Source organism: Domibacillus sp. 8LH (assembly GCF_038806185.1).
Lineage (GTDB): Bacteria > Bacillota > Bacilli > Bacillales > Domibacillaceae > Domibacillus > Domibacillus indicus_A.
This window is the reverse complement of the sequence record NZ_JAVJNG010000015.1, coordinates 41,516-54,363: the sequence shown is the minus strand read 5'-3', so window position 1 is coordinate 54,363 and position 12,848 is coordinate 41,516. Positions and strand designations below refer to the sequence as shown.

The following is a 12,848-nucleotide window of genomic DNA, read 5'->3' as shown; positions in this document are numbered from 1 at the left end:
TTTCTTGTGTGATTTTATTGTAATCGAACGATAAACGAAAAACATTCATAAAAATGTAGAAAATTCTCTCGTTTTATTGTTTAATCTAACTAAAAGAACAGACTATTCGAACATCAAGGAGAGAACGAACATGTTCATGAAAGATTTACTGAATCTCCCTGTCTTCTCCGGCGCGATTGTGGCCGGAGGACGGGAAGGACTGGACCGTGAAGTGAATACGGTTAACATGATGGACGCGCCCGATATCGTTTCTTATTTGAAACCTAATGAGCTGCTGGTTACGACGGCTTTTCATTTAAAAGACAACCCTTCTTCCCTGTCGGAGCTGCTGGAGGAAATGCACAAGCAGGGCTGTGCCGGCCTCGGCATTAAAACAAAACGCTTTTTACATCATATCCCAGAAGAAGCGGTTGAACTTGCCGACCGATACGAGATGCCACTGGTTGATATACCTTTTGAAACATCTCTTGGAGATATTGTCCATCAATCCTTAAGCTGCATTTTGGATATGCGGACAACCGAACTTCACCAGGCGATGAAAACACACCAGCAATTTACCAACTTTATTCTGAACGGGCAGGGGCTCGATAAAATTCTTCAAAGCCTGTCCGGGTTAATCGGGGGCCAGGTTACCTTGCTTAATCACCAGCTGCGCCCGTTTTACAGCACAGGCCATTTAGGAGATTCTTTTTACTCGTTGTTTGCCGGCATGGGTGCTCATTTGCCGAAAGCCGGTTTAACCGCTTTTTCGCTTCGAGACAGCGAAATCCAAAAAACCTTTACGCTGTTTCCGATCTACACGCATAAAAAACAGCCGAGCTACCTTGCTGTTCATCGGTTTATCCCGCCGACAGACCGTTCTGCGGTTTTAACGGTGGAACAAGCTGCCAACGTGATTGCATTTGATCTCATGAAAGAAAATGCGCTCAAACAAAAAACACAGCGGCTTCGTAATGAATTTTTTACAAACTTTATAAACGGGGCTTTTTCTTCGTCTGAAGAAATCCTTAACCGGGCGAAAGAGTTTGGTCTCTCGAACGAAAACCGCTATTTTTGTGCAGCCGGCCGTATAGATCAATCAGAAAAAAGCTTTTCTCTTGCCGAGCACCAATGGGAATCCGAGCTGATTTACGATACGATTGATGAAGACATACAAGGAACAGGGGAAAACATGCAGCTGTTTGCTTCAGAGGATAAGTTTGTGATTCTGATGGAGGCGAGAGGAAATTGGAAGAACTGTGAAGAAAGCTTCGTTTCTTTTTTAAAAGCGGTCCAGTCATCGGTTGGAACGCTGCTGCAAAAAACGATTTCTTTTGGCATCAGCACATATGCCGAACAGCTGCTGCGGCTTCCAGAAGCCCATAAAGAAGCCGTAAATGCGCTTTATTACGGGGCTATGCTCGGCAGCACTGAATTTATAGAGTCCTATCAGCCAAAAGAAGTATCCGAGATTTTGCGGATGATTCCGTACGAGCAAATGAAGCAGTTTTACCACAATACATTCCAAGCACTCGTGGACGAACCGAAAAAAGATTATGATCTGTTAATGCAGACACTGTCGGTTTATTTAGAGTCGCACTGCCAGCTGTCCGAAACCGCGAAGCGTTTGTTTATCCACCGCAACACGGTTATTTACCGGCTGGAAAAATGCGAGGAGCTGCTCGGCCGCAGCTTAAAAGACCCCGAACAGACGCTGTGCCTCCGGCTTGCTTTTCGGATTAAGACACTGCTGCAAAACAGCTAGCGGACTGTTATTTTATTCAATTTGTTCTTTAATTCAAAAAAGCCTATGGATTTTGACATCCATAGGTCTTCTTTACATATTCGTATAAGTGTCCTCTGTCGTCCCGATAAGCTTACAGCTTTAAACGTCTAAAGTACTTCTATTCCCATCTGCTTTGGTATTCCTTCTTCACCCTTGGTCCATAACATTTTATTCATTATTTCCTTCTTTTCATTCAGGTGCTTTTTCATGTTACATTTGTTTTTATACCTTTTTAAAAGCAACTAATCATCATATTTAGTTTGATCAAAACATTAATACTAACATTGGTACTAACCATGATTGTACGGGACCCGTAAAATGACTATCCATTCACAGCCTGGCAAGCTTTCTTTACTGACAGCGGGCTTTGCCGCGTCAGGAGCGCCGTGAAATCATACAACGAATTGGAATATGCCTATTACAGAAAGGATGTGTAAATCCAAATAACAGAAACCTAAACCATGAACAGAAAAAGCGCAGACGGGTATCTGCGCTTTTTTTCCTATATTTTAGTTACGATCCATTCGATCAGCTTAAGTCGACTTTCGTAATGTCACTCAAATAAATGTCATTTAAAATCCCATCTTCATGCGCGACCACATATTCAATGACAGTCGGGCTTATGGTTCGAATGAACACAAAAGCGGAATCATCTACATGCTCAATACGAAACTTTTTCCGCTGAGCCTGCTTAATATCGAGCTGGCTGGTGCCGGCTTCCGGCAGGCTTGTATAATATATTTCAAAATCTTCTTCTGACGCATCAATAAACAAATGCCACGTATTATACTTTTCTTCCTGATCAATGACCGTTTTGAACTTTCCTTTTTTTCCTCTGCCAAGGAAGTACTTGAACTTTGATTCATCATTGATCATATTGCGGTCAATTACTTTGATGCTTCCGCCTTTTCTGCTTTGAACAAGCCCAAAGGCCACGCCTGTTTTTCCAGTCGGAGCGGTTAACACATCCCGGTTCACTGCTTTATGTTTTTCTTCCTGTTTTGCATAGGCTGCTTCTGTCCCGAGCGGCGGAAAAATCTCAAATGAATTTTCAGACGTCTCGCCCCAGTTTTGACTGTTCTGTTGTTCCTTTTCCATCCATTTGTTAAATAGATTCATCACCACTGGCGATTTACATGAGTTTCCTGCAAGCAGAATGTTGATCTTATCGATTTTGCCGATTTCCGGACGGGCAAAAGCGCGTCGTAAAGACTCAAAGAAGTTTTTAATGCCTTTTTCAATTCTTTCTTCAATAAGCTGTTCGAGTTCATTTTGATCAACCAAAAGTTCAACATTCAATTTTGCCTGGCCGGTTTTGTCAAACAGGTCTGCCCGGATCATCCCTTTTTCGAACTTCTCTTCATACTGGTCATGTTTTTCCCACAGAGGTCTTAATTTTTCCACCAGCTGCTTCATGTTTAAATAGGACTCCTGCGACTCATTAATCAGCGTCTCACTTCCCGGGAACCTCATACATTCTGCCGGAAGAATAAAAGAGATATTCAATTCACGCATCGTTTTTTGGTTGTTTTTAAACACTTGGAAGGCTAAAAACTCCAGCAGGTTCTCACCGCCTAAATAACGGTCACCGCCCGCTGCAAAATGCTCGATCACATAGTCATATCTTGTTTCTTTCGGGCCTGCTTCGCGCCAAATACCAAAGTCAAAATCGGTCGTACCCCCGCCAAAATCAAACACGCCGTAATACGTTTTTTCATCCTCTTCCGGTTCAAACCCATACTCTTGCAAGGCACAAATGGCGTAGGCGGCTGGTTCACTCGCGCCGCTTGTCACGCGAAATCTTCTCATCACTTCTTCATCCTCCTGAATCGAAACAGGAAGGGTCTTTTTCAATCCGCGCTGGAAGCTCTTTAGAATTTTTTCTCTGACCGCTTTTTCGTAAGTGACCGGGAAAGACAAGATGTAGTCCAGATAAATGCCATTATGCTGGTTGTTAATATACAAACCGAGGTAGTAGGCATATAACTCAATCGGGTTGATTTCCTGCTCTGTTAAATCCGAGAAGGAACGCAGAACCACATCATATCCTCTTTTGTCTTTTAAACGCAGATGTTTTTTCTTTTCTCCAGCCCATTGCTTAAGATTATTCAAGATAGAGTAGTAATGGTCACTCTTTCCGTTCATTAAACTATTAAAAGCCGTATGGGAAACCGTTACATCCTGCCATTTCGTATCCGGCCTGCCTTCTTTTTCCCGGTAAAGCTCCAGGAAATGTTCTAAATCAATAAATTCAATGACGGTTGGATTTTCGTAATGCCAGTCCTGCACTTCTGTGTTAAAGTAGCCAACTCCCACACGCATTGGAAGCGTAAAGTCACTTTTTTCCTGGTGGACGACTACAGTGCTTTTCGTACCAAAATCGATTCCCACTACGCCGTCTTCCCGAATATCCATTTTTGGGTTTCGGGCCATGATTTCAGCATTCAGCTTTATCGTTAAAGGCTTTTCTTCATCAAGAACCGGCCACAGGTCCCAATGGCCTCGATTCGGATCTGTCAGCATCTTTTCGTCATATGTATCTACTTCCGCTCTTACTTTTTCAGAGTTTAACAGCTTCTCAAACAGCGACTTGGAATCAATTGCGATAGACGGCAGTTCTTTTTCAAAGTTTTCATGGTCTAAACCCTTTAATTGATGCAGTGCAAGCAAATACTCATATTCGTGCTGGCGTTTCGCACTTAATCCACTTGGCACCAATCCATTTTCCAGCCATAAATGAACAGCGGTCCGATCATCGGTCCCGAAGGCATTCTCTCCTTTTAAACGGAAGATCGGCACGAAAAAGCCTTTCCCCTGCAAATCGGTTTTTTGATTGACCACATCAAAGCTTTGCATCTCATACTCATTAAATTTAAAGGCGATGGATTTAGTAGAATGTGCAGCCGTGTTCGCAAATATCCTTGAAACGGGCGGATTCTTACTTGTAGATCCATCATCTAAAGCGGCTATTTTTTGAAATACAGGGTGATCGGTTGTATCAAAGCTTTTAACCGTTTCTTCCTGAGTCATCGCATCACCTTTAAAACCGGACACATCCAGATGCTTTTTATAGTCAAAATCTTCATCCGCTAATTTATAATGTTTTCTGTAAGGAAATAGAGCTGTAACATTGTGATCGTATACAACATTTACGTTATTCATGAATACCCATCTAGAACGAAGCATCTGTTTAATATCTTGGAAGAAACTTGTTCCCTCCTTGAAAAAGTCTGCTTCTGCTCTTTCATACAAATGGCTGATTAGTGTTTTTACTTCCTTGTATGTCATGGAAATGGACGTAACCGGAATCGTTTGTACATCTGTTGAAAATAAAACCGGCTTGTCATTCTTGTCCATTAAGTGAATCGAGCTGTCCTTCACACTGTTTGGCTCTGGGATTGTTACACTTTCGGAAGGCTTTTCGTCTTCAGCAGTTTCTTCCTCTTCTGCGGCGGACGGCTCTGCTGACGGTGAACTGCCAGAGTCCATCTCACATATGACATCACCAATTTTGACTAACGTGTCTTCCGTTACAAATAACTCTTTAAGCGTACCTTCTGTTTCTGAAAAAAGGTCAAATTCAATACCATCACTGTTGAATTTGGCCAGCGTATCGCCCACCGTTACATAATCACCGGGCTGTTTATACCACTGTACCAGAAGGATTTTTTCAATCTCTTCTCCAAGCTCTGGAATCGTAATCGATGTCATGTCTATTTCTCCTTTGTTAAATCGCCTGCTATACTCTCACGATTGATTTTTTGATAATTTTACCATTAATGCTTGTATATCCTGGCAGCAGGATTTCTGATATATTCCCAGATATATGGCTGTTGACGCTTCTTATGTACAAGTCTTCTCTAAAAACTTCATTTATTTTTACTTCCTGCAGTTTATATAAAGGGGTATCATATGTTTTGCTGTATTCTCGAAAGAAAAACTGAAACAGAGCGAGCAAAACGTCTCTTTCCTCCTCCCGCCCCTCCATCAGCTCATTTTTGATAAAATCCCATAAGGAGGAGATGTTTTCATACTGCACGCCACAAATGATAAATTCCTGTACGGTTTGCCCCTTAAAGATTCCTTTTAAAGACTCTTTTGTGGTTTCGGATAACTGCTGAACAGCCCTATAAAGCTCTTCTGCCTCCCGATAATCCGCTCTTCTTTTTTGCAATTCATCCAAGTAGGCATCCGTTTTCTGCTTTAAATCATGGATTTTTACTTGGTACTCTTGAATTTCCTGTTTTTTGAACTCAACTTCCTGCCGGAGCCTGGCAATTTCTTTTTCCCTTTCTTTTAGCAGCTCCTCTGACTCCTCCATCGGGCCAGACGCGCCTGCTTCAGTAATTTCTTTTATTCTTTCGATGATTCTTTCGTCTTGAAGAGAAACGATTAAGGCATCGATAAAATCATTATTGAATTCTTTGTTCACCTGGATACTCCTTTCAACACGTTCACCCGTACGAATCTCCTATGAAGTAAAGTGTTTCAAATTCAGTTATATGAACGTATTGTCTGGTTCGCTGTTTCTTCCTAAAACAGTCACTAGACAAATCATGCTGCCACGCTCTCGCTGACCTTGTTTATCCGCACATCCGATTCATATTTTTCACTCTTACATTTTATCATTTTCGGCGAGAACATCCTCACTTCAACTATCAGGTAAGCGGGCGGCAGCTTCTAAATTAGATATTAATTAAAGCATGTTCGTGATTTTCGAGTCAACGAATCACAGAAAGATAGGTTGTGGAAGTATATGGTTAAGATAGAAGCGAGCGGGAACGACGTACTTCGCAAAAACTTTGTTGAGTACAGCTGTAACACCCTATGTGTTTATTCGCCGGAGAAATCTGAAATGCTTATCCCTTTCTTTGTTTACAATTCTGCATACCTATTATGTGAATGTAACTCTTTTTTCCATTTAAAACAAACAGGGGCTCCACAAACAAGTATGGTTATCGTTAAGTTCATGTTCCTGGAAGTAAGCAGATGGTTGCTCCTCAAAACCAATTAGATATGCTGTACTGATAGAGAGAAAGCTAAAATAAAACAAGCGCTATCCCTTATATATCAGGGGGGTAGCGCTTGTCTTTAAAAAGGTTTTTGAATGTAGTCCGCATTCTAGACGTTAAATAGTAAAAACCAGCCGGCTGATCCTATGAGCACCGTCCTGTTCAAACCCGTTTACAGGCTCATTGATATATGTCAACTAACGAAGCCGCCATCCACAAATAATGTCTGTCCGGTCATAAAGCGGCTCCAATCAGAAGCAAGGAACAAGACCGGACCGGCAATGTCATCAGGAAGAGCGATCCTGCGAAGCGGTGTTTGGGCAATAATCATGTTCTTGACTTCTTCCTTTGTATGCCTGCTGGAGCTTGTGGGATATACAAGGCCGGGTGCTACACAATTGATCCGGATACCAAACGGGCCAAGTTCAGCTGCTAAGTTGCGGGTATACCCCTGCAGGGCGGATTTGGCTGTATTGTATTCATGATAAGGAATAATAGGCCTTTCCACCAAATTGCTAATCATATTAATAATACTGCCTCCGGACTGCTTTTTCATCAAAGGCAGTACTGCCTGGCACATATAATGAGCAGCGCGGAGAGAGCCGTCTATTTGCTGCTGGTAATCATCCCATGACAGCTCCCATGCTAATTTTCGCTCTTCGGGGTTAAACGCATATGGTGCAAAGGCGTTGTTGACGACCACGTCGATTTTCCCCGCTTCCAGCACGATCTGCTCGACCATTTCCTGTACAGCGTTTTGCAAGGTTACATCTGCCTGAATAGCCCATCCATCACCGCCTAACTCCTGGCAGGAAGCCGCAACCTGTTCGGCAGCTTCTTTGTTTTGCAGGTAATTAACAATGACAAAAGCTCCCTCAGAAGCAAAAGCACGAGCAATCGAGGAACCGATTCCCCGGCTGGCCCCCGTTACAAGCACCACTTTTCCTTGAAATTTTTTCATTGTCTCCTCCATTATTTGGCCGGTACCATTTCTTCTTCTACTGCATCTTCCATATTAAGCTGGTTTTTCACCAGTCCTAATTCTTTATACGTATCTGCGCCCTGCTGCAGGATATCCGTATCAAGAGCGCCGAGACCTTTCTCTTCAGTCAGGCTGGAAACAGCTGAGGCGTTGCGGAGCTTAATAATATCAAGATTTTGCTCTTCATTTTTTCCGTCGATTGCATAGTCAACTGCTAATGAAGCGGCTTCTTCTGGATTGTCGATCATCCACTGGGCACTCGACTGATAGGCCTCCAAGAAATTCTTCAGCTCATCCTGTTTTTCTTCATATGTTTTTTCTGTTACAACAAAAACGTCGCTTGGAACGTTTAAATAGTCTTTTACTTCAAGGACATTCACATCACCAAGCCCTTTTTCCTTGCCGATAACAAGCCCTGTATCGGTGGCTGCTGTAGCATCCACTTGCCCCTGCATAAGAGGAGCAAAGTTTAAAAGGCCTGTTTCAACAATGTTTACATCTTTTTCAGAAAGACCCACCTGGTTCAGCATAACAAGCAGATTCTGACGAGTTCCACTTGACAGGCTGTAAACGCCAATGGTTTTGCCTTTTAAATCTTCGGGCTTGGTAATGTTTTTTTCTTTTAGCGACACAATATTAAAAACGTTCTGCGGATAGACATTATACAAAACTTTTAATTTTTCCCCTTTGTCGAGAGCAAAATAAAGAGAGCCCGGATCAGTAAAAGCAATGTCTGCTTTTCCAGAAAGGATATTTTTAATGGCATCTCCCCCGCCGGCCCCTGGAATCACTTCCACATTCAGACCATTATCTTTAAAAAATCCTTTTTTCTCATCTACAAGCAGGTTGGTCTGTTCAGTGATCGGCTGGCTCCAGCTTGCAACCTTGATGTCAGCAACTTTTTCTGGCTCCTCAGCCGTTTCTTTTTTCGTCCCTTCTGCTCCGCAGGCCGCCAAGAATAAAGCCGCGGATAAAAATAAAGCGGATCGTTTTTTCATTTTCATTTTTTGTTCTCCTTCATAGATGATTTTGTCCATCGCTTTTCAGCCAGGTATACGAGCTGATATAAAACCATGCCGATAACGGTCAGAATGATTAAAGACGCAAACATTAAGGGAGTATCCATCATGCCCTGCGAGGCAATAATCAGCGCTCCAAGCCCTTCGCTTCCTCCGATAAATTCGCCCACAACAGCGCCGACCACAGCGAGAATAACCGCAACACGCAGTCCGGCCAAAATACTCGGAAGACCTGATGGAATTTTCAAGTAAATCAATGTCTGCCACCGGCTGGCTTTCAGCATGCGGAACAATTCAAGTTTCTGCTTATCTGTATATTGAATAGCTGACACGGTGTTTTCCAGTAGCGGAAAAAAGCAGATAAGGGCAGTAATAATCACTTTAGACGTCATCCCAAAGCCGAACCACAAAATAAACAGGGGCGCAAGAGCCAGTTTCGGTACAGCCTGACTGGCGATCACATATGGGGCAAAAAGTTTGTACAAAAATTTGCTTTCCCCCATTAAAATGCCGGCTGTAAATCCTAAAAAGCCGCCTAAGAGCAGGCCTAGCAAAATTTCCAGCATCGTTTGGATAATATGGCCTGTGAAATAACCGCTTAAAAGCCCTTCTACTAACGTATGAAGAATAATAGAAGGAGCCGGCAGAACCAGTTCTGACATACTGCCTGCGGCCAGCTGCCATACAACGATCAAAATCAGAAACAGGAGCAGTGAGTACAATTGAGTATATTTCATGGGCGCCCCTCGCTCATTTTTTGCCGCAGCGTTAAACAAAGATGATTAAAATACGGTTCATATCGCATATTGATAAGCCGCGGCTTTTTTAAAAGAACCTTCTCTTCATAGATAACGCGTCCCCTGTCCATAACAGAAATACGGTCAGACAAATAAACCGCCTCGGAAATATCGTGGGTAATGAACAAAACTGTCGTTTGATGAAGCTGACAAATTTTCAGCAAGTCTTCTTGTAATTCCTCTCTAGTGATCGCATCAAGTGCTGCGAACGGCTCATCTAAAAACAGCATGGATGGATGTTGAATCAGTGCCCGCGCAAGGGATACGCGGCTCTGCTGTCCTCCTGAAAGCTGTGCCGGATAGCGATTGTGATGCTCAGACAAGCCTACCATATCCAGCAAACTGGCTGCGTGCTCCCGATCTTCTTCAGTCACCTTCCGCTTCAAGAAAATAGGAAGGAGAACATTATCTATAACCGTTTTCCATTCAAGTAAAGTAGGAGACTGGAACATAAAGCCACATTCCTGATAAGGTCCGTCAAGTTCTTTTCCATCCAGCTGAATGATCCCTTTATCAGGCTGAAGCAGTCCTGAAGCCAGCTTTAACAGCGTTGTTTTCCCGCAGCCGCTTTTTCCCAGCAGACAATGAAATTCCCCTTTTGTAATATCCAAATTCACGTCCGAAATAACAGCCTGCTTTCCTTGATACGTAAAGTCTGCATTTTTTATCGTTAAAAATCCCATTTTTGTTCTCCTCATCTAGTCGACGTAAGGGGCAAATTGCTCGCTTGATGCCTCTGCCGCTGCTTCTATGTCGACCATATACACTAAATCCAATAGATTAAACCGGCCGTCGTGGTGCCAGCCAGCTTCTGGTGATGTCATGGATCCGAGGGCGGCAATGCGTGTAACCCCGATTTTCGCAAGCTGTTCAGCCCATCGAAACAGTTCAGCAGGACTGGCAGCCACTCCTACTGTCTGAAGAAAAGAACGATGGGGCGCAATGATTGGAAGAATGTCTTCAATGTCGCGGAAAGCAATGACTTTTACCACCCGGTTTAGCGCACTTGGCAGAAAAGAAGAGGGGTTTTCTTCATAAACCACGGTCCAGTCATTTGCTCTATTACCCAGCACTTCATGGCCAGGTTTTGAAAAAAGCGCTATTTCCTCTTTTTGGCGCCATGCTGCCGCCGCTGCGGATTCCTCCATCGAAAGCTCCCGCCGTGGATATCTTGTTTGAAAGTTCTCCAGTTCATTTGCCAAAAAGCGCGCGAAATCACGCGGCGAAACATGTCCGCCTTCTTGGACATAAAAAAGGTGAGGAGAATAGCAGCCCTGCTGATCATATCGGATCACATCAAGCGCTGCCGAATGGACCGTGGTCCACCCTTTTCTTGAATCAAGGCTTGATTTTGATACAGCCCCAAAACTGATTTTATGGCCAAAAGGTAAAAAGCGCGTTGTCACCGGCATCCGGTTTTGCAACGATTGCAGTGACTGATTGCCTCCATAGCCTATAACTACCTCTGACTGCTCAAAGAGCCGCTGCTCCCTCTCTTCGTCGCCGCCCTTCCACCACACAACCGCAAAACAGTCTGCAAGCCGGGGTTCAATTTCCACCAGCAAATGGGCAAACCATCCAGAAAAGAACGGTTCTGCACTAGACACTTTACCGACTGCTCCTGCTTTCACAAGCAGTCCTGAAATAAAACTCCACAAAGGAAGAGCCGGAACATTCCCGGCCCAAATATGAGTGATCAGGTTCGGACCTATGGCTTTGGAAAAACCTCCTTTTATGCGGGGCTGAAAATCATCCAATAACAACGGATTGCCGAAATCTTCAGCCAGAAAACGCTGCAGCCCCTTTTTTCGGAACGTTTTTAAATAAGATGTCAGGCCAAGCCGGATGATTTCTTCATCATAGCCCGTTACAATAGGCAGCAGTTTTTCTGCTTTTTGCCGATAAGGTGACTGGCGGTCCAGCAGCTGCTCAATGGCCCTGTCAATAATGCAGATCATATCTGAAACAGAAAAACTTTTCAGCACTTCCTCGCTTGCTTTTTTCACTTTCTCAATCACTTTATTTATTTGTTCCTTTGTTAATAAAGGAATCTCCGCTTCAACCGTCTCTCCTTTTTTAGAGAACGTTAACACTTTCATTTCCAATGTGGTCTCGCCTATATCCGGCAGGTATCCTGCAATTTCCCTCATTCTGATGCACCTTTTGAAGCCGTTTTGATAAATTCTTCTGCTGCAATGGAGCATCCTTTTGCTTCCGTGCCTTGAACGCGGCCCAGAAGCAAAAAGCCATTCTCTGTTTCCATCCCCATATCTTCCGTCAGAATGGTCGTAACCGAATTGAAATTGCCCAAATCACAGTGGACGAGAACGCCCTGTTCACCTTTAGGCAATTCTTCTCCTGTTAAAGGATTGATCACTCTTGTGCGGATCCATTGAGGGCCAGATTTGACGGAAGGTATAGTTTCATTCCCGCTGTCATAAAACTGCGTGCTGAGTTCTGTCATACCGTACATATTGATACAGGCTGAGCATTCAATTCCAAGAGCAGCTGACAGCAGACGATAAAACTCTGACAGCTCCATTTCTTTGGATTGATTTTTAAACCCGCCTGTATCAAGCACTCTGCTTCCTGGAGGAAGAGAGAAAGTTTTGCCTCGGCGTGTCAATTCTTCAAGAAGATGCACAAAGCTGTAGCTTGCGCCCAAAAGGGCATAAGGCTCGCCCGTTTCCTCAGCACGGTTCAGATCATTTAAAAGACGGTCTATATCGATTCCTTGTTGCGTCAAAAGATAATGGCTTTCGGCTGTGCCGAATTCCCGGACTGCCAATGCCAAATAATGAGCAAGTGAGGAATTGGGCATTTCCTCTTCCGTCGGGAAAAGAATTCCCATACGGATGCGGTCTCCCCCCTGCATAAAGCGGTTTTTAAAGTTTAAGGTCATAGATTGATCGTAAATACGCAGATCCGGATGGAAGTGCTTCCCTTTCACACCCTGTGTCGTTCCGCTCGTCATAAAAACGGCTTCCGCTTTTTCAGGATCGATACAGCTCAGTGTAATGTTTTTAAACGCTGTAATGGGCACAGCTGGTATGTCTTTCCACGACTTGACCATTCGTGGTGTTTTCCCTTTTTGTCTGCAAAATGACTGGTATGGAAGATTGTTTTGATATTGATAGGTGTAGAGACGGAGCGCCAGTTCATTAAAATCCTGCTCTTCGGACGAATCTTCCTGCATAAATTCCATTACATATTTTATAATGTTTTGCTGTTGGTCCATATTCTTTCATTCACCCTTTTTGTATAAATATAAAA

Annotated in this window: 9 protein-coding genes; 1 reads left to right on the top strand and 8 read right to left on the bottom strand. The window is 43.5% G+C overall.

The features are described from left to right. Positions 1 to 130 precede the first annotated feature (130 nt). Positions 131 to 1,744 (top strand): PucR family transcriptional regulator, encoded by a 1,614-nt coding sequence (locus RG959_RS16265; protein WP_342798011.1) that lies wholly within the window; start codon positions 131 to 133, stop codon positions 1,742 to 1,744. A 549-nt stretch (positions 1,745 to 2,293) separates the two neighbouring features. Here the strand turns inward: RG959_RS16265 and RG959_RS16260 are convergent. The 8 genes from RG959_RS16260 to RG959_RS16225 all read right to left on the bottom strand — a co-directional run bounded on the left by RG959_RS16260 (position 2,294) and on the right by RG959_RS16225 (position 12,813). Beyond that, positions 2,294 to 5,476 (bottom strand): biotin/lipoyl-containing protein, encoded by a 3,183-nt coding sequence (locus RG959_RS16260; protein ID WP_342798010.1) that lies wholly within the window; start codon positions 5,474 to 5,476, stop codon positions 2,294 to 2,296. A gap of 28 nt (positions 5,477 to 5,504) precedes the next feature. Next, entirely contained in the window at positions 5,505 to 6,197 is a 693-nt protein-coding gene (locus RG959_RS16255; protein WP_342798009.1) for a hypothetical protein, read from the bottom strand. A gap of 773 nt (positions 6,198 to 6,970) precedes the next feature. Continuing rightward, positions 6,971 to 7,738 carry an SDR family oxidoreductase gene (locus RG959_RS16250; RefSeq protein WP_342798008.1) on the bottom strand — a complete coding sequence of 256 codons (768 nt, stop codon included), beginning with the start codon at positions 7,736 to 7,738 and terminating at the stop codon, positions 6,971 to 6,973. Between the two features lie 11 nt (positions 7,739 to 7,749). Beyond that, positions 7,750 to 8,763, bottom strand: coding sequence for an ABC transporter substrate-binding protein (locus tag RG959_RS16245; RefSeq protein WP_342798007.1), 1,014 nt, complete (start codon positions 8,761 to 8,763; stop codon positions 7,750 to 7,752). Further along, on the bottom strand, positions 8,760 to 9,515 hold the full coding sequence (locus RG959_RS16240; RefSeq protein WP_342798006.1) for an ABC transporter permease: 756 nt from the start codon (positions 9,513 to 9,515) through the stop codon (positions 8,760 to 8,762). The genes RG959_RS16245 and RG959_RS16240 overlap by 4 nt, the downstream gene beginning before the upstream one ends. After that, complete coding sequence (locus RG959_RS16235; protein ID WP_342798005.1) at positions 9,512 to 10,258, bottom strand: ABC transporter ATP-binding protein; 747 nt, start codon at positions 10,256 to 10,258, stop codon at positions 9,512 to 9,514. The genes RG959_RS16240 and RG959_RS16235 overlap by 4 nt, the downstream gene beginning before the upstream one ends. 15 nt (positions 10,259 to 10,273) lie before the next feature. Beyond that, positions 10,274 to 11,725 carry an acyl-CoA reductase gene (locus RG959_RS16230; RefSeq protein ID WP_342798004.1) on the bottom strand — a complete coding sequence of 484 codons (1,452 nt, stop codon included), beginning with the start codon at positions 11,723 to 11,725 and terminating at the stop codon, positions 10,274 to 10,276. Beyond that, positions 11,722 to 12,813 carry a LuxE/PaaK family acyltransferase gene (locus RG959_RS16225; protein WP_342798003.1) on the bottom strand — a complete coding sequence of 364 codons (1,092 nt, stop codon included), beginning with the start codon at positions 12,811 to 12,813 and terminating at the stop codon, positions 11,722 to 11,724. The genes RG959_RS16230 and RG959_RS16225 overlap by 4 nt, the downstream gene beginning before the upstream one ends. Positions 12,814 to 12,848 lie beyond the last annotated feature (35 nt).

Excerpts from the sequence above, each read along its gene's own strand:
- RG959_RS16265 (WP_342798011.1), top strand. The coding sequence starts at position 131 with ATGTTCATGAAAGATTTACTGAATCTCCCTGTCTTCTCCGGCGCGATT.
- RG959_RS16260 (WP_342798010.1), bottom strand. The coding sequence starts at position 5,476 with ATGACATCGATTACGATTCCAGAGCTTGGAGAAGAGATTGAAAAAATC.
- RG959_RS16250 (WP_342798008.1), bottom strand. The coding sequence starts at position 7,738 with ATGAAAAAATTTCAAGGAAAAGTGGTGCTTGTAACGGGGGCCAGCCGG.
- RG959_RS16245 (WP_342798007.1), bottom strand. The coding sequence starts at position 8,763 with ATGAAAATGAAAAAACGATCCGCTTTATTTTTATCCGCGGCTTTATTC.
- RG959_RS16240 (WP_342798006.1), bottom strand. The coding sequence starts at position 9,515 with ATGAAATATACTCAATTGTACTCACTGCTCCTGTTTCTGATTTTGATC.
- RG959_RS16235 (WP_342798005.1), bottom strand. The coding sequence starts at position 10,258 with ATGGGATTTTTAACGATAAAAAATGCAGACTTTACGTATCAAGGAAAG.
- RG959_RS16230 (WP_342798004.1), bottom strand. The coding sequence starts at position 11,725 with ATGAGGGAAATTGCAGGATACCTGCCGGATATAGGCGAGACCACATTG.
- RG959_RS16225 (WP_342798003.1), bottom strand. The coding sequence starts at position 12,813 with ATGGACCAACAGCAAAACATTATAAAATATGTAATGGAATTTATGCAG.